Annotated in this window: 22 protein-coding genes; 6 read left to right on the top strand and 16 right to left on the bottom strand. The window is 48.0% G+C overall.

The genetic code is table 11. The features are described from left to right. Positions 1-21 precede the first annotated feature (21 nt). From LA360_RS18745 to LA360_RS18735, 3 genes are read right to left on the bottom strand one after another with little or no spacing between them, the layout of a single operon-like run. On the bottom strand, positions 22-1,530 hold the full coding sequence (locus LA360_RS18745; protein ID WP_112481472.1) for a DUF4153 domain-containing protein: 1,509 nt from the start codon (positions 1,528-1,530) through the stop codon (positions 22-24). Continuing rightward, positions 1,520-1,750, bottom strand: a complete 231-nt coding sequence (locus tag LA360_RS18740) for a helix-turn-helix domain-containing protein (protein ID WP_002584586.1) — start codon at positions 1,748-1,750, stop codon at positions 1,520-1,522. The genes LA360_RS18745 and LA360_RS18740 overlap by 11 nt, the downstream gene beginning before the upstream one ends. Before the next feature lie 15 nt (positions 1,751-1,765). After that, positions 1,766-2,212, bottom strand: a complete 447-nt coding sequence (locus LA360_RS18735) for a DUF2975 domain-containing protein (RefSeq protein ID WP_022200272.1) — start codon at positions 2,210-2,212, stop codon at positions 1,766-1,768. Between the two features lie 346 nt (positions 2,213-2,558). Here LA360_RS18735 and LA360_RS18730 point away from each other — a divergent pair, with 346 nt between their 5' ends. The 3 genes from LA360_RS18730 (at position 2,559) to LA360_RS18720 (ending at position 4,631) form a co-directional block, all read left to right on the top strand. Further along, on the top strand, positions 2,559-2,996 hold the full coding sequence (locus tag LA360_RS18730) for a MarR family winged helix-turn-helix transcriptional regulator (RefSeq protein ID WP_022200271.1): 438 nt from the start codon (positions 2,559-2,561) through the stop codon (positions 2,994-2,996). A 38-nt stretch (positions 2,997-3,034) separates the two neighbouring features. Further along, on the top strand, positions 3,035-3,715 hold the full coding sequence (locus LA360_RS18725) for a DUF554 domain-containing protein (RefSeq protein WP_022200270.1): 681 nt from the start codon (positions 3,035-3,037) through the stop codon (positions 3,713-3,715). Positions 3,716-3,833: 118 nt separating this feature from the next. Further along, complete coding sequence (locus LA360_RS18720) at positions 3,834-4,631, top strand: ATP-binding protein (RefSeq protein ID WP_022200269.1); 798 nt, start codon at positions 3,834-3,836, stop codon at positions 4,629-4,631. Positions 4,632-4,779: 148 nt separating this feature from the next. Here the strand turns inward: LA360_RS18720 and LA360_RS18715 are convergent, their stop codons facing one another. Genes LA360_RS18715 through LA360_RS18700 form a run of 4 tightly spaced genes read right to left on the bottom strand, consistent with a single transcriptional unit; the run spans position 4,780 to position 7,552 of the window. Next, complete coding sequence (locus LA360_RS18715; protein WP_022200268.1) at positions 4,780-5,664, bottom strand: class II fructose-bisphosphate aldolase; 885 nt, start codon at positions 5,662-5,664, stop codon at positions 4,780-4,782. Positions 5,665-5,700: 36 nt separating this feature from the next. Further along, positions 5,701-6,786 (bottom strand): PTS fructose transporter subunit IIC, encoded by a 1,086-nt coding sequence (locus LA360_RS18710; RefSeq protein WP_022200267.1) that lies wholly within the window; start codon positions 6,784-6,786, stop codon positions 5,701-5,703. Beyond that, positions 6,786-7,094 (bottom strand): PTS fructose transporter subunit IIB, encoded by a 309-nt coding sequence (locus LA360_RS18705; protein WP_002584593.1) that lies wholly within the window; start codon positions 7,092-7,094, stop codon positions 6,786-6,788. The genes LA360_RS18710 and LA360_RS18705 overlap by 1 nt, the downstream gene beginning before the upstream one ends. A 2-nt stretch (positions 7,095-7,096) precedes the next feature. Continuing rightward, on the bottom strand, positions 7,097-7,552 hold the full coding sequence (locus LA360_RS18700) for a PTS sugar transporter subunit IIA (RefSeq protein ID WP_225537614.1): 456 nt from the start codon (positions 7,550-7,552) through the stop codon (positions 7,097-7,099). 392 nt (positions 7,553-7,944) lie between these two features. On the opposite strand from LA360_RS18700, the gene LA360_RS18695 reads away from it, so the two are divergent. Next, positions 7,945-9,123, top strand: coding sequence for an iron-containing alcohol dehydrogenase (locus tag LA360_RS18695; protein WP_022200265.1), 1,179 nt, complete (start codon positions 7,945-7,947; stop codon positions 9,121-9,123). A 296-nt stretch (positions 9,124-9,419) separates the two neighbouring features. Here LA360_RS18695 and LA360_RS18690 read toward each other — a convergent pair whose 3' ends face one another. The 4 genes from LA360_RS18690 to LA360_RS18675 all read right to left on the bottom strand — a co-directional run bounded on the left by LA360_RS18690 (position 9,420) and on the right by LA360_RS18675 (position 13,152). Further along, positions 9,420-10,382: a D-2-hydroxyacid dehydrogenase gene (locus tag LA360_RS18690; protein WP_022200264.1), complete on the bottom strand. Its 963-nt coding sequence runs from the start codon at positions 10,380-10,382 to the stop codon at positions 9,420-9,422. After that, positions 10,379-11,275, bottom strand: coding sequence for a sugar phosphate isomerase/epimerase family protein (locus LA360_RS18685; RefSeq protein WP_112481471.1), 897 nt, complete (start codon positions 11,273-11,275; stop codon positions 10,379-10,381). The genes LA360_RS18690 and LA360_RS18685 overlap by 4 nt, the downstream gene beginning before the upstream one ends. Before the next feature lie 175 nt (positions 11,276-11,450). After that, positions 11,451-12,563 (bottom strand): hypothetical protein, encoded by a 1,113-nt coding sequence (locus LA360_RS18680; RefSeq protein ID WP_022200739.1) that lies wholly within the window; start codon positions 12,561-12,563, stop codon positions 11,451-11,453. Positions 12,564-12,654: 91 nt separating this feature from the next. Next, the gene (locus LA360_RS18675) at positions 12,655-13,152 is read right to left on the bottom strand and encodes a reverse transcriptase family protein (protein WP_225537613.1); all 498 of its coding nucleotides are present in this window, start codon (positions 13,150-13,152) and stop codon (positions 12,655-12,657) included. 221 nt (positions 13,153-13,373) lie between these two features. Between LA360_RS18675 and LA360_RS18670 the strand changes: the two genes are divergently transcribed. Then, positions 13,374-13,598: a hypothetical protein gene (locus tag LA360_RS18670; RefSeq protein WP_146774920.1), complete on the top strand. Its 225-nt coding sequence runs from the start codon at positions 13,374-13,376 to the stop codon at positions 13,596-13,598. A gap of 23 nt (positions 13,599-13,621) precedes the next feature. Here LA360_RS18670 and ltrA read toward each other — a convergent pair whose 3' ends face one another. Continuing rightward, positions 13,622-15,037, bottom strand: a complete 1,416-nt coding sequence (gene ltrA, locus LA360_RS18665; RefSeq protein ID WP_112481470.1) for a group II intron reverse transcriptase/maturase — start codon at positions 15,035-15,037, stop codon at positions 13,622-13,624. A 221-nt stretch (positions 15,038-15,258) separates the two neighbouring features. Between ltrA and LA360_RS18660 the strand changes: the two genes are divergently transcribed. Beyond that, positions 15,259-15,444, top strand: coding sequence for a hypothetical protein (locus LA360_RS18660; RefSeq protein WP_146774919.1), 186 nt, complete (start codon positions 15,259-15,261; stop codon positions 15,442-15,444). A 30-nt stretch (positions 15,445-15,474) separates the two neighbouring features. Here the strand turns inward: LA360_RS18660 and LA360_RS18655 are convergent, their stop codons facing one another. From LA360_RS18655 to LA360_RS18640, 4 genes are read right to left on the bottom strand one after another with little or no spacing between them, the layout of a single operon-like run. Then, a complete protein-coding gene (locus LA360_RS18655) occupies positions 15,475-17,430 on the bottom strand; it encodes a BglG family transcription antiterminator (protein WP_022203508.1) in 1,956 nt (651 codons plus the stop codon). A gap of 50 nt (positions 17,431-17,480) precedes the next feature. Beyond that, positions 17,481-18,659, bottom strand: a complete 1,179-nt coding sequence (locus tag LA360_RS18650) for a thiolase family protein (protein ID WP_022203507.1) — start codon at positions 18,657-18,659, stop codon at positions 17,481-17,483. Positions 18,660-18,675: 16 nt separating this feature from the next. Continuing rightward, positions 18,676-19,524 carry a 3-hydroxyacyl-CoA dehydrogenase family protein gene (locus tag LA360_RS18645; protein ID WP_022203506.1) on the bottom strand — a complete coding sequence of 283 codons (849 nt, stop codon included), beginning with the start codon at positions 19,522-19,524 and terminating at the stop codon, positions 18,676-18,678. 58 nt (positions 19,525-19,582) lie between these two features. Next, the gene (locus tag LA360_RS18640) at positions 19,583-21,166 is read right to left on the bottom strand and encodes an acyl CoA:acetate/3-ketoacid CoA transferase (protein WP_022203505.1); all 1,584 of its coding nucleotides are present in this window, start codon (positions 21,164-21,166) and stop codon (positions 19,583-19,585) included.

Below are 21,166 nucleotides of genomic sequence, written 5' to 3'. Positions count from 1 at the left end.
TGCGCCGGTTTCCTGGCAGCCTTAATGACTTTTGAGATACGATCTGGCTTTCAGAACTGAAAAATTGCAGGTCCGAAGTCCCATTGGCTCCCCGTCATCCCATACCTCATATCTTCCGGCATACCAGGACAGCAGGCGCTCCTTTATCGCAGAATCCGCCATTCCCTCCAGGGCAGGGGCAGCATCCGTGGAAAGGCGCATAAAGTCATTCTGTTCTTCCCGGGCAATGTTGTCTCTGTGGGATACATTATAACGGGCCGTTATATAGTCCGGACGCGCCCACGCGAACACTAGATAGAAGGAAGATACTACTGCCAGGCAGAACCGGAACAAAGGGAAATCGTGATTAAAAATAAGAATTACCACCCCCGCAATCAGCACAAACAGCATGGCCAGGAACCACAGCACCAGGATTCTGAGAAATGTCAGCTGATACTGCTGCACATACAGCACCATCCTGTACACGGCAGATGCCAGCATCACATAGGTACAAAGGCTGACCAACAGCAAAAAAACGTTTAACAGGGCATGTTCACGAAAATACTTAAGGCACATGAGCACCATCACAAGATTCAGGACAGCCACAAAGAGAAGCTGGAAAAATCCCTGCCTGGCATACTGGGAATATGTCATTCCCAGGGGCAGGCTTCCCTTTCCCATAAAAAGGTACACAATCTGAATGACGCAGAATACCAGGTACACAAAACCTACCATGGCCATGAAGCTGACCGCTGCCACCGGCGAATGCCTGCGTACATTGACCATACCGTCACTGATGCTTCCCCCATAGGCGCTGCAAACCAGGCAGTACATGGCCAGTGACCAGAATATGGTCTGGAGCACCACCAGGAACAGGGTAACCGGATTGAGAAACTTTGAAATGACAACTGACAGCATATTCCTGAATACCATATCCGCCCCTGACAAAAGCACGCACAGGAATATGACGGCCGGGATAGCCGCACAGGCGCCGGCCAGCAGCCGGAACACATTCCGGCTCCGTTTATCCTTCAAGGACAGTATATATTCCCCTAAATGGCGGAAGGGATAGAAAACCATACCCACGGCCTGAGCCAGATACAGAATAATGGAGGCCATATATTTTCCTATATTCCACTTATTATCCTGATGACACTGGTGTAGGATGAATATGCAGAACAAAAGAATCAGGGCCAGCCGGTTCATATAGTACCCAACTGCCATATTTCCCGTAAAACAGGTGGAGAGCCCAATCAGCAGAGATACTGCTGCCAGCAGATAAGAATCCTTTTTAATGACCACTCCCATTTTCCTGAATATCAGAAATGCCGCCCCATAGGTCACTGCCACAAACAAAGGGACTGTAATCCCCAGAGGATTTCTAAAAAGGCAGAAACTGGCGCTTACGCCATAAAAGATGCTGAGTACCCCGAAAAATCCAAAATCCCTTCCTATCCGCTGCAGACGTCCGCCCAATTTTTCCTCTGTCCGGTCCCCTCTGCCGCTTACTTCCCCCTGGGCTGCCGCGTTCAAATACATCTTATCTTCCATTCTCGTCCTCTCCTTCCTCTTTTTCATAACTTAATATGTCTCCCGGCTGGCAGTCCAGGGCCTTACAGATCGCCTCCAGGGTTGAAAACCGGATCGCCTTTGCTTTATTATTTTTCAGGATGGACAGATTCGCCATGGTAATGTCCACTTCCGCGGACAATTCCTTCAGGCCCTTTTTTCTCCTGGCCATCATCACATCCAAATTGATTACAATTCCCATGCCAATCCTCCCTGTCTATATGGTCAAATCATTTTCCTGCTTGTAACGTATTGCCTGTTCAAATACCAGGCAAAGCACGAAACAGAAAAGACCCGCTATTGAAAAAACAATAATAATCACTGCTGTGGCCGGAGTAAATGCCACAAAAAGACGCAGAATGGACAGGAAGGCTATGAGGAAGCTGTATTTTCCCATTCGCTTTAAGGACGCCGCATTTTCCATGACAAATGCATCATCTGCCAGCACAGTGGCAAACATCCGCCGCAGCTCCAGCACAAGCAAAAGAGCCAGCACCCCGGATGCCATGTATAGCACACACTGGACCACATAATAGGTCCTGAACTTCTCAATATACATGCCTACATAATGAAAAAGAACCGGAATCGCCACTGTTATGGCCATCCCCACATAAAACATGATGTCCAGAAGCCCCTTTGTAAATCTTACCAAACGCATATTCATACTACAATCCACCTTTCTGTATTGCTTATGTGCCCCTTGGAGGGCTTTTTCCTTACTCGAAATTCTATTCAAAATCCTTAATTGGAATATAACACCGTTTATATTATTTTTCAATATTTATTTATTGATAATCGATAAATTAATATTGATATATAATAAGAATTAAGAAGATTGTAAGGACTGCAGGTGGGATGCGGGGGGGTGATGCTGGGAGGGGGGGATACAGAGGAATAAAGGGGGCGCAGAGGTGCGGAAGGGCAGGGATGCGGAAATCGGTTGACACCGCCTATAGTTAGAATTATAATGGTTAGGATTCTAATTATTGTGAAAGGCGGTCCGTTTATCCATGAATTTTCATTATCTGTTAATGTCAGGCCATGCCATTTATTTAAAGCAGCTTATGGCCCAGCTAAACCATACCGGCCTGACACCCGGCCAGCCCAAGGTCCTGGACTATCTCATGGCCCATGATGGAGCAAACCAGAGGGAGATTGCAGACGCCTGTCACATAGAGGCCGCCACCCTCACATCCGTACTCAACGGAATGGAGGCAAAATCCCTTATTGAACGGAGACGGACGGATGGCGACCGGCGTTCTTTTTATATTTATTTGACTGGCAGCGGGAAAGAGATGGGGCAGAAAGTAACAGAGGCATTTTCCAGACTGGAAGAGGATACATTCCGGGATATCCCGCCTGAAAAGGTACAGGAATTTATGGAACTGTTCCGGGAACTATATTTAAGAATGCAGCGGAATTTTGATACAGGAGAACCCGCGAAGTAAACATTGGAACAAATATCAGCAAAGGAGACAACTGTCATATGCCATATGGAATCATAACCAACTGCATTGCCGTATTCCTGGGAGGTGTGCTGGGGGCATTTTTAAAAAACCATTTTCCTCAGAAATTAAAGGAAGCTCTCCCCAATATCTTTGGCCTGTCAGCCATTACCATGGGAATCAGCCTTATTATCATGTTAAAAAGTCTGTCTGCCGTGGTGCTGGCCCTTATTGTGGGAACTGTCATAGGAGAACTTCTGAACCTGGAGGATAACCTGCTAAAGGGGCTTCACCGGCTGGAGGAACAGCTTCCCCTGACACTGGATGACGAACAGATGGATGTGTTAATCAGTATGATAATCCTGTTCTGTTTCAGCGGAACCGGGGTATTTGGCGCCATGAACTCAGCCATGACCGGGGACCATTCCATCCTCTATGCCAAGGCCGTCATGGACTTTTTTACAGCCATTATCTTCGGGACCACAGCCGGCTATCTGGTGGGCTTTATTGCCGTGCCTCAGTTTGCCGTGGGTATCCTGCTGTTTGGAGGTGCTTCTTACATACTCCCCCTGGTCACCGACACCATGCTGGCTAATTTTAAGGCCTGCGGGGGAATCATCACCCTGGCAGTGGGTTTGAAAATTGCAGGTATCAAGCGGACCAAGGTCTTAAATATTCTTCCGGCCATTGCCATCATTTTCCCGCTGTCCTGCCTGCTTTAAAAAATATGGTAAAAATCAGCAGATGAGATGTTGTCATAACAACATACATTTCCCGTTATCCATAGTATACTTCCAGCATAACAACAATTTACTGTTTTGCAACAAGGAGGATAAAGGAATGATTAGAAGAATTATTAAGATAAATGAAGACCTGTGCAACGGATGCGGCGCATGTGCCGCCGCCTGCCACGAAGGAGCCATCGGAATGGTGGATGGAAAAGCCAGGCTTTTAAAGGATGATTACTGTGACGGCCTCGGAGACTGTCTGCCCACCTGCCCTACCGGGGCCATTACCTTTGAGGAACGGGAGGCCGCTGCCTATGACGAGGCAGCTGTAAAAGCCCGCATGGCCCAGGGCCGGAATGCATCCGGCGCAGCCCCCTGCCCTTCCGCCGGTGTCTCCTCCAATGTCTCCCCTTCCGCCGTTTCCCCATTTGCAGCACCTCATCACAGCGGATGTCCGGGAAGCCGGTCCCGGAGCATTGCCAGGGAAGCAAGGGAAAACACTGTCTCCACAGGAACCCTTTTCCCGGAAAAAACCGTTTCCATGGAGAGCCGGCTGTCCCAGTGGCCTGTGCAGATTAAACTGGCTCCTGTCCAGGCCCCCTATTTTAAGGATGCCCGTCTTTTGATAGCCGCTGACTGTACTGCCTTTGCTTATGGCAATTTCCACAATGATTTTATAGCCGGACGCATCACCCTGATAGGATGCCCGAAGCTGGATATGGTGGATTACTCTGAAAAGATGACGGAAATCATCCGTCTCAATGATATCAGGGATGTCACCATTGTCCGCATGGAGGTTCCATGCTGCGGCGGTATTGAAAATGCAGCGAAACGCGCACTCCAGGCCAGCGGGAAGTTCATACCGTGGCAGGTTGTGACGGTGAGGACGGATGGCAGCCTGGTGCGGTAATAATAAATATGCCTGAGGAAAACCGATTTGTAATGGACAGCTCATAAATGGCAAGGGAGTGTCGCAACTAGCATTAGCTAGTTTTGCAACACCCCCATCGTTTGTAAGCGAAAATTCTTGCCTGTCTCTTATTTAAGGATTATATTTTTCAATCCAGCTCCGGTCCCTGGTCCTTTTCAAAGGTATAACGCCCACTGGAACCTATCAGCCGCATATATCTCTTGATAAACACCTTCATGGCTTCCTGGGCTACCATACACACATCCATATAATCAATAGACGGATCAGCGGCAATGGCATCGGCCATGGCCTGTCTTGCATGCTTAAACAAATCTGTACATACGTTAATTTTGTTAATTCCGCATCCAACTACTTTTTTAATATTTTCATCCCCTGCCCCTGAACCGCCGTGAAGAACCAGCGGCATCTTAAGAGTATCCTTGAGAAGCCTCAGCCGGTCAAAGTCCAGTTTTGGCACAAATCCCTTTGGATAGCTTCCGTGGGCTGTACCGATGGCAACAGCCAGGCAATCGCAGTGGGTTCTGGCTACGAATTCCTTTGCCTGTTCCGGATTTGTATAAAGGTCAGTTCTGGTATTATCCGACTGGTTTGCCATTCCCACATGGCCCAGTTCTGCCTCGCAGGACAAACCCATACCGTGAGCCAAGGCCGCCACTGTTTTGGTCCTCCTGACATTCTCCTCGAATTCGTAGCTGGAGGAATCAATCATTACACTGGAAAATCCGCATTCCATGGCATAGGTTATATCCTCCAGATTGGCACCGTGGTCTAAATTAAACGCAACCGGCACCGGAACCTTTTCTGCCATGTTCTTAATCATAGGAGCCATGATATTCCCATGTCCATGAGCTTTCATTTGCCTCGGGGAAATATTGATAATAACAGCGGAATGTTCCTCTGAGGCAGACTGGATGATAGCCTTGGCCTGCTCCATATTAACACAATTGATGGCCATGACCGCATAGTTATTCTCATGGGCATTCCACAGCATTTCTTTCATTGATACATACATTACACATTCCTTCTTTCCGGTATTGTAGCTGCTATATTACAGCAGCGGACTATCCATATCCTCGTCCACATATCCTTCCGGCAGCGGCTTTCTGAGAATCGCATACAGAACGCCGGTAACACAGGCTCCCAGAGTCCACAGTCCGATAAACAAAAGAGGATTAGAAGTCATGGCGATAACAAAAGCACCGCCGTGAACAGCCGGGGATTCCAGTGCCGTCACCATACACAGACCGCCGGTGATGGCGCCACCTGTCATGCAGGAGATAGCCACTCGTACCGGATCTTTCATCAGGAACGGGATAACACCTTCCTGTACATAACAGCAGGACAGGATTGCCAATGATTTCGCCTGCTCACGCTCACCTGGACTGAATTTCTTCTTACCGCCCAGAACCGTTGCAAGAGCAATACCCAAGGGCGCCGTCATACCTGCACACATTTTAGCTGAGGTAGGAATCAGGAAACCATCTGCGTTGAGTCCGTTTACAAACAGAGCGGCTGTCTTGTTGATGGGACCGCCATGATCAAAACAGATCATTGCGCCAATCACTGCGCCCATTACAAACTTTGAACCTGTGCTTAAAGATAAAAGCATTCCGGTAAGCGCTCCCATAAATGCCTTAATCGGCACACCAAATACATAATACATCAAAAGGCCTGAAATCAAGGTTGCAAATGTAGGTATAATCATAATCGGCATGATACCGGATAATGCCTTTGGCACTTTTAGTTTTTTAAATGCGATAACAATATATCCCACCAGCAATCCGCCTACAACACCCCCTACGAAACCGGTGTTAATAGAGTTGGCAAGAGCGCCCATTGCAAGACCTGGTGCTATACCTGGCTTATCAGCCATTGCATATGCAATGAATGCCGCGATAGCCGGGACCGTAAAGTTCATCAGTGACTGACCAATCAACATAATAACCTTGGCAAGGGTATCAATCTCCTGCATATGGCTTCCGATATCGTAACCACCCATCATCTTGGCGATTGCCTGGAGAACACCCCCGCCTACAATAACAGGAATCATATAAGAAATACCTGTCATAATAGAATCCTTAATAAACATTCCCTGACTTTTCTTTGTGTTTGTTTTTCTTTTTATCTCTGCCATTATGAAATCGCCTCCAGTAATTCTTCTACTATTGCTTTTGCATCTTTAACCGCTTCGCTTACACCTACCGTCAGTGTGGGTACAGGTTCGAATCTTCCGGAATTTTTAATACGGACATCACTTGCAATGATGCATCCATCCGCACGTCCTATATCCTCCGCGGTAATCTCGTTTTCCACGCCCTGGGCTCCCTGAGTCTCAACCTTCACTTCGTGCCCCTTTGCCTTAACTGCTTTTTCAAGGTTAGCAGCAGCCATATAAGTATGGGCAATTCCTACCGGACAGCTTGTTACGCATACAATATACATATTTAATCCCCTTTCTTAAAACATTTTTTAATATCTTCAATGGATGAGGCGCAAAGCAAACCATCTCTAAAATCATCATCCATTAAATCTCTGGCCAATTGTGAAAGCATACGCAGATGAACATTATCTGCGCTGTCAGGCGCCGCCAGCTGTATCACAAATTTTACCGGCTCACCATCTAAGGATCCCCATTCAATGGGATTTTTAAGTTTTATTAATGCAAACGCGGCATCATTGACCGCATCACTCTTGCAATGAGGAATGGCAACCCCCATTCCGATTCCCGTGGCGCATTCCGTTTCCCTCTTAAATACCGCCTCTATGTACTTTTCCTTATCATTAACAATTCCAGCCTCTGCCATCATCTGGCCAACAGAACGTATTACCTCATCCTTACTGGCCGCCTGATATTCAAACTGAACCAGTTTCTGGTTTACCATACTGCTTAAATCCATCATCCATCCTCCTTACCAATTAACAGCCGACAGTAAATCTCAGGTATTTCTCGCTCCTTTTCTGCCTCAGTTTCATTCCTCCGTCCGACTGTACCTTAAGTATATCACCCATTTTTACCATAGAAAAACCATTTGGTTGCACCATGATAGTGCAAATTTAGATTATTTTTAATATTACTGCGTATATAAATATGCATAATTACCTGTTTTTCTTTCTTATCATCCCCCTCAGCCCAGATTATTTGGTATATTTTCATACTCTTTTCCAATTCGACATTTTCCTGCACCATGAAGATGCAATCTTTTGATTATTCTATCAATCAGTTTTCATACTATAATAGGTCCGAAACAGATGACACCAACAGCTTTGATTTTAAAACGGAGGAAAGGATACTATGAATAATTTTGAATTTTACAATCCTACAAAAGTGATTTTCGGCAAAGGAACCGAAGAAGAGGTTGGAAAAGAGATTCAGGACAGAGGCTTTAAAAAAGTTTTGATTCACTTCGGCGGTACATACCTGTATGAAAACGGTACTCTAGACCGGGTCCATAAGAGCCTGTCTGACTGTGGTATCGGATATGTGGATTTGGGCGGCGTGGTACCTAATCCCAGACTTGGCCTGGTCAAAGAAGGTATACAGCTCTGCAGAAAGGAAGGCATCGATTTTATTTTAGCTATCGGCGGCGGAAGTCCCATTGACTCCGCCAAGGGAATTGCATACGGACTTGCTAATGATTTTGATGTAGAAGATCTTCTCATGGGCCGCGTTACCACCAACAGAATTGCTCCCCTTGGATGTATTTCCACCATTGCGGCCACAGGTTCTGAAACAAGCAACTCCATGGTTATCACCATTGAGGAGGGAATGCTTAAACGTTCCTACAACCACGACTGTGCCCGTCCTCTCTTTGCCATTATGAATCCGGAACTGACCTACACACTGCCGCCGTATCAGACGGCCAGCGGTGCCACCGATATCATGATGCACACCATGGAACGCTACTTTACTAATACGGAACATGTAGAGCTTATTGACCGCATGGCAGAAGGCCTGCTGGTTTCTGTCCGTGAGGCAGCTCTTCTGGCCATGAAGGAACCTGATAATTATAATGCCCGGGCTGATCTCATGTGGGCCGGAAGCCTGTCCCACAACGGTCTCACAGGCACTGGCCGAGTATCTGACTTTGCCTCTCACAAGATTGAACATGAGATGGGCGGCATGTTTGACGTTGCCCACGGAGCCGGGCTTTGCGCTATTTGGGGGAGCTGGGCAAGGTATGTTTATAAAGTAAATCCGGCCCGTTTCGCCCAGTTTGCTGTCAATGTGTTTGATGTTCCCATGGACTTTCACGATTTAGAGGGAACCGCTTTAAAGGGAATTGAGGCATGGGAAGATTGGTGCCGCAGACTGGGCATGCCTACATCCATGACCGAGCTGGGAATTCAGCCAACCGAAGGCCAGATTGAGGAAATGGCAGAGAAATGCGTTGCCACAGGAGGAGGACATGTAGGGTTCTTTAAAACACTCTATAAGGACGATGTCATAAACATTTATCATATGGCTGAATAGATATCATCACAGAACTAAAGAGACCTCGACCTAACCCACCTGTTGTTTTCATTATTCATTCTAAGAAATTGATTTTACTAGTTTTCCTTTGGGATTTCATCTATGCGCCTTCGATAATCGTGCATTTTTTCTGCTATATGACAAAATACAGAATAGAAACATTTTGATTCTTATCACAAAATTGGGGTGAAATCTATAAAAATCTCACCCCAACCATCAGCAAAGAGCCAAGGAGCATATCAGTAGTAAAATGTCCTTATGCTATCAGTATCCCTTTTCCTTCAAAAAGTAATTTATCAGTTTACCACATGGATAGGAGAGCCAGCAATATATGCTTTCACGTTCTCTACCGTATGGTCCATAATCCTCTTCCTGCTCTCCTTTGGGGCCCAGGAAATATGAGGCGTAATGATGCAGTTCTTTGCCTTCAGAAGCGGATTGTCTCCCTTAATCGGTTCTGCGGATACCACATCCAGACCTGCACCGGAAACCTTGCCGGAATTCAGTGCGTCTGCCAAATCCTTCTCCACAACCAGAGGACCCCGGGAATTGTTAAGGATTATTACCCCGTCCTTCATTTTTGCAATGGCTTCCTTGTTGATGATCCCCTGTGTTTCGGGGAACAGCGGGCAATGAAGGGCAATGACATCCGATTTCGCGTACAGCGTATCCAGATCCACATATTTGGCCATCTCTTTTCCGGATTCATTGGGGTATTTGTCATAGGCCAGGATATTCATACCCATGGCTTTGGCGATCTTTCCCGTCTGCTGTCCGATTCGTCCGAAACCTATGATACCCATGGTCCTGCCGTCCAGCTCTATCAGGGGGTAATCCCAATAGCACCAGTCCTGGCAGTGTTCCCATTTGCCTTCATGTACCGTCTGGCTGTGATGGGCCACATGGTGGCACAGCTCCAGCAGCATGGCGATTGCAAACTGACCCACGGAAGCAGTTCCGTAAGAAGGCACATTGGAAAGGGGGATCCCTTTTTCCCTTGCATATACATAATCCACCACATTGTAGCCGGTGGCCAGCATGGCGATGTATTTTATTCCTGGGCATGCATCCATGATATTCTTTGTGATCGGTGTCTTGTTGGTGATGACCACCTCAGCATCTCCGATACGGGAAATAATCTCATTTTCGTCCGTTACGCTGGTCCTGTCATAAACCGTAAGCTCACCTAATTTTTCCAATTTTTCCCAGTTTAGTTCCCCGGGATTCTCCGTATAACCATCCAGAACTACTATCTTCATGCGTTATCCTCCAGCAGAGCCCATGCCCGGTTCAGCACCCTCTTGGTATTGGCCAGGACAATATCCTCATCCTCACCTGGATGCAATGTCACTTCCATAGACAGTACATAAGGGTTCTCTGCATCAAAGAAGCCTTCCTCTTTCATGACTTTGAGATAATCCAGCAACTGCGGTGTGTCATTGGCGCTGTTGGGATATCCGAATCTTGGATGGAGGTCACCGTAGCCATCGCAGCCTTTTACGACAACTGCATTTCCAAAGTGGAAATGGGTGATATATGGCCTCAGTGTGCGTATTACGAACCGGCTTGTTTCATAGGTGGTTGGGAAATGGCTTAAATCCACCAGAAGTCCAAAGTTGCTGTGGGTGGTGCGCATATCAGCGGCGAACTCCGCTGCATAGGGCGCCGGGCCGATGAGTGCAGCCTTATCCATATCGTAATCAAACACCTCCAGCTCCACCATCATGCCCTTTTCTGCGGCATAATCGCATACGGCCCGTGTTGTCTTTAAAAGCTGCATATAAGCCTGCTCCTTTGTCTCCGGCTGCCATTTACCTGCCAGAAATGCAATTCCCTTTGCACCCAGGTATTCAGCCTCATCAACTGCTTCGATCAGTGTTGCTTCCGCCTTCTTGCGCCCTTCCTCGTCAAGGTCGTTGGGGTTTAACTTTCCGCCCAGAAGACGTGGCTGTGCGCCGTAGCAAACCTTCAGATGGCTCTGTTCCAGAAGCCTTTTCGCCTCCTCATTCTTATCGCCGTAGCCTTTTAACCCAATAGCATCAAAGAAATCATCTTTGCAAATAGCCTTCAATGATTCCATGGGATTTCCCTGGGGATAGCTCATCCATTGAATGGTTCCTACCTGAAAATATTTGTGAATTGAATCTTCCATTTTGTTTTCTCCTCTCGTGTCTGCTCTGGGCTTTTTACAAATTGAAGCAAATGATAAGAAAAGAGCCATTATCGCAATTGCCCGAATGATTCTCACTGCTATTTACCAGATTCTGTCTGCTGGCAAAGAGTGGAATCCGAGTGATTTGTATAAAATTGATATACCTGAGATACTATTAGCCGATAATGGGAAACATTTTTTTCCATACAATCTCAAATGTACTCCATGTCTCTACTCTTGCAGCCGAGACTGTCAGTATCCTCTCTTTATTCCGGACAACCACCGCTTTGGGACCCAAAAGAACTTTTACATCAGCACCCGACACCCCAGGAGGAAGGAGTAGGTTGAACTCCACATCTACCAGAGGCACCATCTTCATCAAAGGCCGTCCTCCCACTGAATTAATTAAGTGAAGCAGCGCTCCATTCTGGGTTTGGTACAAAACCGCTTCCAGTCCGGGACAGGGTTCCATGCGAAATACACGAGAATCCTTCAATGCCCAGTCTATCATATTTTCCAAAAGCCGCAAGTCATCAGGAAGGCCATACTCCCTCAGAAGACAACCAAACGCAAAGGGCAGATAAAGCACTGCCCCATCCCCCTCCTTATGTGTCACACACAGGGGCAGCTGCGTCCGTTGCACCGGGATGCTTGCCCGTTCCGGCGGAGCTCCTACCGCATCTAAAGGAGCAAAGGGTGGCACCAGGGTTGCTTCAGTGACAGAACTTTCCTTTACTGTACAATACAGGGTTTCCCCCTGGTGCGGCAGTAATAGAGTCTCCTCCAGATTTCTCCGAAGGCTGTCTGTCTCAAACCTCCAATAAGCAGCCTTTAGCTCCCCTCCTCCCTGTACTTCCTCCTCGATTCCAAGAAATTCATGTGACTCCCTTGCCCAGGAGGCGCGGTGTTCTTCTATCAGCAGGCTGACCCCTCTGCGTACGCACTCCTCCAGTTCCCTTTTCTTTGTTTCCAACATTTTTCCGCCTGACGGTACAATAACCGCTTGATACCGGCAGGCGCGCTGCACGCTAAAGCGTTTTTCATCCTCTACATCAAACTGGATCTGTGTATTAAGAAGCTCTCCAATCCATCCCTCAGCGCTTTTGGTACTATTCCATACCACCAAAACCTGAGCAGCACTTTTTGCACCATTCATGGCCATCTCCACCTGGACGGCATCCTGGTTCACTGCTTTGATGGTTCGTAAAAGTCTCTGGTCACCAATGGTCTCTTTAAATCCGGTAAGGCTGTGCCACAAATTTGCACCATTAGCTGCAACCCGACTCATCCAGCTTTGGTACTCCGCTTCAGGCAATCCGGCATGCCGCCAGTCCATCCCCGGGCAGGAATGGATGATGCCAAATGGAGCCGGCATATGTTCAGGCACTGATCCGTATTTTGCATTCAGGGAAGGAAGCCAAAAGGGGGTGATATTTTCTATCCCCTGGGAAAGAATATCCTGAGCTTCCGCACACAACACATACCGTGGGTATCCCCAGTTTCCTTGTTTTTCCTTTCTCCTCTTTGGGTATTTCTACCCTTCGGACTGGGTTTGGCTTGTATTTGCCTTCCCTCACCTGCTCGACCAATTCGGACTGGTGTTCTCTCAGGTAGGGTAGAAGTTCATCCACCTGCATTCCGTCAATCCCACCAACGCCTTTGTTCGTTTTGACCTTCTTATAGGCGGCATTTAGATTGTCGCTTCTAAGAATCGTATCTAGCAGGTTGTCCGTCCGAAAGTCCGTGTTGGTGTCGGGGTTCCCGGTAATCCTTTCATGGGCGTACTCTCCTGTTTCCCTTCCCTGTTCCGCAGGTATCTCTCGCAGGTAGTCCTCAATATGAAGTTGTCTGTACTTAATTCCATGTCCGGTTTCCATTTGGTAACGACACCTCCTACTGTTCAGTCCTTCCCGGTGCGTTTGCGACCGCCCGGTACTATGACCTCTGCTGACTTCTCACGGCAGGCTTTACTCCGTGACAGCGAATGTTTTATCGCCACTTTCACGTCCGTGAGACCTCCCCGGGTACTCACACGTTCTTTCCCACTTATACCTGCCCCGTTTACTGCTGGCGTTCCGTGCAGTTATTGGACTTTAGTTTGTTAGGCAACCTCATCCACGCTTCACAGCCTATCCGGACAACTTTTACAGGCCAGTGGTTTGCCTCCGGCTTCCTTCAGACCCCACCTCACGATGACGCCCTTGCCATTGGCTGCACCCTTCCCACTGCCGGGCGGGTCAGGGACTTTCACCCGTTAGAACGTGCGCCCGCCGGGCGCACATCGGATAGGGGAGATTTTAACCTCCCCTTCCACACCACGTAGCGTACCGTTCGGTACTACGCGGTTCAATAGTTTACTCGGACTTTCAGATAGTGGGCAGTCATATCGGGATAACCAAGTCTGTCCACTATGATTCTTTTGGTGAGTGCCGAGTTGAGCATTCCCGCCGCTCTCCACACTCCCTTTCGGCAGTTCGCCATCTCATGCACCTTCCACTCTGGTAAATGTAACGCCCGCAACATTTTATATCTTGTGCGTACCTTCTTCCATTGTTTCCAGTACACCGCTCGGATTCTGTGGCGCAGCCACTCATCCGTCTGTTCCATCAGGCTTTTCATGTCTGCATATCGATAATAGTTAATCCATCCCCTTGCATAGCTTCGGCGTTTTTCTTCCCTCTCCTGATTGCTCCATTTGTTCCCTCTGGTTGTCAGCTCCCGTATCCGGTTCTTCATTTTTGCCACCGACTTCGGGTGTATCCTCATGCGGCATTTCCCTTTATGCCGGTAAAAGCCGTAGCCCAGGTATTTTATCTTGCTGACGTGGCTCACTGTCGTTTTCTGAAGATTGACTTTCAGAAACACTTTTCCTGTGATGAATGGCACAATGTTTTCCATCGTCCTCTCTGCGCTTTTCCTGCTTTTGCACAGAATCAGGCAGTCATCCGCATACCTCACATACTTGTGTCCCCTGCGCTCCAGTTCCTTGTCCAACTCATTCAGCATGACATTTCCACATAAGGGACTTAGCGGGCCTCCCTGCGGCACGCCCTCGGTCGTTGCGTGAAATCCTCCGTCCTCCATTACTCCGGCTTTCAGGTACTTGTGTATCAGCGAGATTACCCTCCCGTCCTTCACCGTCCTCGACAGCACCTCTATCAGCTTGCTGTGGTTCACCGTGTCAAAGTAGGATTGTAAATCCATGCTGACCACGTAGACATATCCTTCGTTGATATATTTCCTACATCTTTCCAGTGCGTCATGCGCCCCTCTGCCGGGACGGAATCCGATGCTGTTGTCAGAGAACTGTTCTTCATATAAGGGCGTCAGTTCCTGTGCGATTGCCTGTTGGATTACCCTGTCTACCACTGTGGGTATCCCCAGTTTCCTTGTTTTTCCTTTCTCCTCTTTGGGTATTTCTACCCTTCGGACTGGGTTTGGCTTGTATTTGCCTTCCCTCACCTGCTCGACCAATTCGGACTGGTGTTCTCTCAGGCAGGGTAGAAGTTCATCCACCTGCATTCCGTCAATCCCACCAACGCCTTTGTTCGTTTTGACCTTCTTATAGGCGGCATTTAGATTGTCGCTTCTAAGAATCGTATCTAGCAGGTTGTCCGTCCGAAAGTCCGTGTTGGTATCGGGGTTCCCGGTAATCCTTTCATGGGCGTACACTCCTGTTTCCCTTCCCTGTTCCGCAGGTATTTCTCGCAGGTAGTCCTCAATATGAAGTTGTCTGTACTTAATTCCATGTCCGGTTTCCATTTGGTAACGACACCTCCTACTGTTCAGTCCTTCCCGGTGCGTTTGCAACCGCCCGGTACTATGACCTCTGCTGACTTCTCACGGCAGGCTTTACTCCGTGACAGCGAATGTTTTATCGCCACTTTCACGTCCGTGAGACCTCCCCGGGTACTCACACGTTCTTTCCCACTTATACCTGCCCCGTTTACTGCTGGCGTTCCGTGCAGTTATTGGACTTTAGTTTGTTAGGCAACCTCATCCACGCTTCACAGCCTATCCGGACAACTTTTACAGGCCAGTGGTTTGCCTCCGGCTTCCTTCAGACCCCACCTCACGATGACGCCCTTGCCATTGGCTGCACCCTTCCCACTGCCGGGCGGGTCAGGGACTTTCACCCGTTAGAACGTGCGCCCGCCGGGCGCACCTAAAAAAGATCCGGAATTCAATCCGAATCTTTTTTAGTTCCTTATTTTAATATCACTGAGGCGTTCAGCGTTAAGAATCTGTTCAATGGCCCACTTATTTTTTGTGATTGCTGCCAGTTCGGAAAATATCTCCCTGAATTGCTCCTGCTCTCTTATATCAATGGACAGCATCATGATAATCTGCACCTTTTCATTTCCCCAGACAATTGGTTTTTTAAGTGTCATCAGACCGATTCCTGTTTTCAGCACATATCCCTCAAAGGCATGGGGAACTGCAAACTTGTCGCCGATAGATGTAGGGGCAAGTTCCTCCCTCTTAAGCACAGATTCAATGAATCCCTCTTTTACGTATTTCTCGTGAATCAGACGGCGACCCATAAGGCTTATTACCTCTTCCAGCGAGCGACAGTCACACTTAAAGATTGATATACGCTCGCTCATGAGTGCAAACAAGGCCGGATACTTCTCTTTTCCTGATATCAGCAACTGTCTGCGCTCCGGATGAATTCGCTCTTCAATCAGAAGGGCGTCCCTCTCTCCCAGCATGGGAGATACATTAAGCACCTCTATGCCCTCCAGCTCCAGCGGAACCGTTGCCAGCACAAAGTCCTGCGTATCCTTTCCAATCTCATACCTGGCCCTTGATATAGGTACTATCTTTCTCACCTGTATCTCTGGAAAAATCCGGCCTAGCTTTGCCTCAAAAAACTGTGAAGTACCGATTCCGGAACCGCAGACAATGGTAACCACAGGACTTTGGCGGTTTCTCATGGCCCGTTCCCGTTCCAGGCTGGCCCCCAGATAGAGCGCGATATCACATATTTCATCTTCACCCAGATCCGCATGGAATTCCTCTTTAATGAGCTTGGCCACATAGGTGGCTACCTCAAACTCATATACCAGTTCTTCCCGTACCATACGCTTCATGGGGTTTTCCAGATGAATCTGGTGCTGCAATCTGTTAAACATGGCTTTCAAATGCAGAAACATGGCAATTTTAAGCGTTTCATCTCCTATCAGATTCTCACGAAACATATCTCCGGCGTGTCTGAGTATATCCTCCCACTGCTCCAGCATCTGTCCGGAGTCCGCTCCATCATCCCCCCAGGAATATGTCTCTGCCGGGATATGTTCCTGCATCCTTGTACCCAGCAGATTCATCATAAGATAAGAGCGGTCTCCTTCCGTCATATGGACAGAAAAGCTCTTTTCCAGGGCATCTGCTATAAACCCGCAGATGCCCCATTCCTTCATTTCACTATATGCCCTGAGCTCCGTCTCATCTATGGCGCACACTTTTCCCTTCCGGATTCTTCTCACAATAATGGAACAATGGATCAGCAGTTCCGAGTAGGAAGCATCTGAAAGGATGAAGCCAAAATGCTCCTCTGCCTCCTGTAGGATAGCATTAATATGTTCAATATTTAAATCCTCAAAAAATGGCTGCAGCTTCCGGGATACTTGGCTCCCCTGGTACACCACAATCTTACGGATTACAGATGCCTTTGCAATGCGCAGCTGACTCTCTTTTCCAAGAAGGCGTATTCCATATTTCACCCTTTTTTCCAGTGTCAGACCCTGCTTCTCAAAGAAAGGAATCAACTCATTAATGTCGTTGGTCGCGGTTCCTTTGCTGATATACATGGAATTTGATATGGATTCAGTGGATATATATGTATCGCTGTCCAAAAGTTGAAGCGCAATATAATACTTTCTGGTTTTCGGATCCATGGATGAAGCACATTCACCTCCCAGCAAAAGACTGTCCAGGTACTTCTTTCCCTGACTGTCATAGGACAGCCATATACCCTTTCCTGCTTTTGTGAGTATCTCACAGCCCGTCTTTTCTAATTCCTCCCTGATTCTCTTGATATCAGTTTTTACCGTACGCAGGCTGATATGCAGAGCTGCAGCCAGTTCAGAAGATGTATATCCCTGTTTTTTTGCATACAGTATCTCCAGAATTCTTTTTTCCCGAGGCAATAGCATAATTTCCACCCTTCCTATACACACCAAGGAACTTTATTATATCACGCTTATTACGGCTTCGTAAAGTACATAGATATACCCTGTCCTCCGCCAATACACATGCTCACCATGGCATCCTTCTTGTCTGTCCTCTGAAGCTCATACATTACCTTAACCGCAAGAATCACACCCGTGGCGCCAATGGGATGGCCGATTGAAATTCCACCCCCATATATATTCGTCCTCTCCGGATCCAACCATAAATCCCTTCTCACAGCATAGGCCTGGCTGGCAAATGCTTCATTAATCTCAACCATATCAATGGATGTAAGATCCAAGCCCAGTTTAGCAGCCAGCTTTTCGCTGGAAAGCTTTGGTGCATATCCCATAACAGCTCCGTCATTACCGGCCACAGCATATCCCTTGATTGTAAGGAGAGGCTTACATCCCAGCTCCTTTGCCTTTTCACCTGACATAATTACCACAGCCCCAGCTCCGTCATTCAGGCTGGACGCATTTCCGGCCGTCACGGTTCCGCTCTTAACAAAGCATGGTTTCAGCTTCTGAAGCTTCTCTATAGTCAAGCCCTCCCTTGGCCCTTCGTCCGTATCAAATATAGTAATATTTCCCTTCCTGTCCTTCAGCTCTACTGGCACGATTTCATCCTTAAACTTACCTGCCTTGATGGCTTGCACAGCCCTTCTGTGGCTCTCCAGTGCAAATGCATCCTGCTCTTCCCTGCTTACATGATACTGCTCCGCCACGTTTTCAGCGGTAACGCCATTGTGGTAGGGGCCCAGGGGCCAGGTAAGGATGTCGATGACTCCGTCCTCAAACACCTTATGTCCCATTCTGGCTCCCCACCGGGCATCCTTTATATAATATGGAAGTCTGGAAATGTTCTCAGTACCGCAGGCCACACATACGTCAGCCTGCCCTGTCTGTATCTCCATTACTGCCTCAGCTATGGCCTGAAGCCCTGAGCCACACTGTCTGTTCACAGAATAAGCCGTTGTCTCCTGGGGAAGTCCCGCCTTTAAGGATACAGCCCTCCCCACAAACCCATCCTCTGCAATCTGTCCTACCTGTCCTATAATTACCTCATCCACTGCCTCCGGGCTGATACCCGCCCGCGTAACAGCCTCTTTTATGACCAGCGCACCCAAGTCCTGGGCTGATATGTCCTTTAAACTTCCTCCAAAGCTTCCCACTGCCGTCCGGACTCCGCTTACTATTACTATATCGTTCATCTCCATTATCCTCCTGTTAGATATACTGATAGAATCCCTGTCCCGTCTTGCGCCCCAGATGTCCTGCCTTCACCATATTCTCCAATATGGGACACGGTCTGTATTTGCTGTCCCTGAAGCCGTTATACAACCCGGTCATGGTAGCCAGCATAATATCCACCCCCACAAAGTCACACAGCTCCAACGGCCCCATAGGGTGATTTGCCCCCAGTTTCATGGCATTATCCACATCCTCAGGTTTACATCCCTCCATAACCAGGAAGGCCGCTTCGTTCATCATTGGCACCAGAATACGGTTTACTATAAAGCCCGGTAACTCCGGACAATCTGCCACTTCCTTTTTAATATCAATGGCAAACGCCCTGACCTTCCCATATGTATCATCCGATGTTGCGATACCCCGTATTAACTCAGCCAACTTCATAACAGGGGCCGGATAAAAGAAATGAACTCCCATCACCTTATCCGCTCTCCCGGTAGCGGATGCAATTTCGGATATACTTAATGCAGATGTATTGGACACAATAATGGTATCCGGATCAGCCAGCTCGTCCACCTTCTTAAATGTATCCCTTTTGATCTCCATTTTCTCAGGAACCGCTTCAATCACAATACCGGTACCTTTCACATCGCCAAAATCGCAGCTATAAGTCAGCCTGTCCATAATCTCGGCCTTTTCCCCTTCTGTCATTGTTCCCTTGGCTATCTTCCTGTCAAACAACTTCTCAATATTAGACTTGGCCTTATCAAGAGCTGGTGCATAGAAATCAATATTAACCACCTCATACCCTGCCTGGGCGCATGTCTGTGCAATTCCGCCTCCCATAAGCCCTGCTCCAATCACCGCTACCTTAAAATCTTTCATATCAAAAATACTCCCTTCTTTTATTGTCCAATCCCGCTTCCGGGCATTAAACTGTGCGTCAACACTGTATCATCTGTTCCTTAAGGCCAAAGGGTCCATCCTGGATAAACAGCCTCTTATCCATCTCCTTAAGGTCCCTGTTGACAATCGGTTTAAAATCCATCATATCAAGCACCTGTGTCTTAAGGTCAATCCCCGGGGCTATTTCCGTAAGAACCACGCCTTCCTCCCTCAGTTCAAATACAGCCCGCTCCGTAACAATAAAGACCGGCTGCCTCTTTTCCCTGGCCAAAGGTCCGTTAAACGATATCTGGGCCACCTGCCTAACCATTTTACGTATCTTACCCTCTTCCAGAATCACCAGTCTGCCGTTCTCAAACCGGTATCTGGCTCCGCCGGTAGTAAATGTGCCAAGAAAGACCACCTTTTTCGCATTCTGTGTTATGTCGATAAAACCTCCTGCCCCTGTACACCGCGGACCCATTTTAGTGGAATTTACATTTCCCATTTCGTCCAGCTCCCCTAGACCCATATAGGTAATGTCAACTCCGGCACCGTTATAATAATCCATCTGTTCATGATGTCCTATCATGGCATACAGGTTCTGTCCGATACCAAAATCTATACCACCTGCCTGCACGCCTCCATAGATGCCTGACTCCACCGTAATCATCACATCTTCCGACACCCTTTCTTCGTTACACACCTTTCCCACCATATCATTGGGGATACCTGTTCCAAGGTTAATTACAGCTCCCGGGTACAGTTCCATGGTACCTCTTCTGGCTATAAATTTTCTCTCGTTAAACAGAACCGGTTCTATATTGCCCTGAGGGACTCGAAGCTGTCCGCAGTAGGACGGGTCAAAATACCAGGAAGATGTCTGTCTATGGTCCTCCCACGGATTATCACACACCACGATGGCATCTATAAATACCCCCGGAACTGTCACGTCCTTTGGATTCAGGGTCCCCGTCTGGGCTACATGCTTGACCTGGGCAATCACCTTCCCGCCATACCGTTTGGCTGCCAGCACTGCCGGAAGGACTTCCAGTTTCATAGCTTCCTCCGTGGTGGTCAGATTACCCATCTCATCGCAGACAGTGCCCCGGATGATGCATACGTCAATGGGGATCTCCCTGTAAAACATATACTCTTCTCCCCGGTACTCCATAATATCAATGATATCCTCCAGCGGTTTTGTCCTGTCATTCATCTTACCGCCCTCATATCTGGGATCAATGAAGGTTCCAAGCCCCACTTTGGACATCTTACCGGGAAGGCCACAGGCCATGCTGTGATAGAGCTGAGCAATCTGCCCCTGGGGAAGGCAGTATGCCTCCACCTGGTTGCCAGCAATCATTTCCATCCACCTGGGCTGAAGTCCCCAGTGTGAACCGATGATGCGCTTTATCATTCCTTCATGTGCAAAGTGCTGGATACCATCCTTTCGGTCACTCTGACCGCACGAATGTAAAAGCGTCATACCGCAGGGGTGCCCTGTCTCAATGAAATCCTTCTCAAGAGCCTTTAATATGCTCTCGCTAGCGCTGACCAGAGTCATACCTACGGTACAGACCGTATCTCCATCCTTCACCATGGCAGCTGCTTCCCGGGCTGTCACAAAATTTGCTTTAATCAT

The organism is Enterocloster clostridioformis (assembly GCF_020297485.1).
GTDB lineage: Bacteria > Bacillota > Clostridia > Lachnospirales > Lachnospiraceae > Enterocloster > Enterocloster clostridioformis.
The sequence above is the reverse complement of the archived record's forward strand: the minus strand, read 5'-3'. Positions and strand labels throughout refer to the sequence as shown.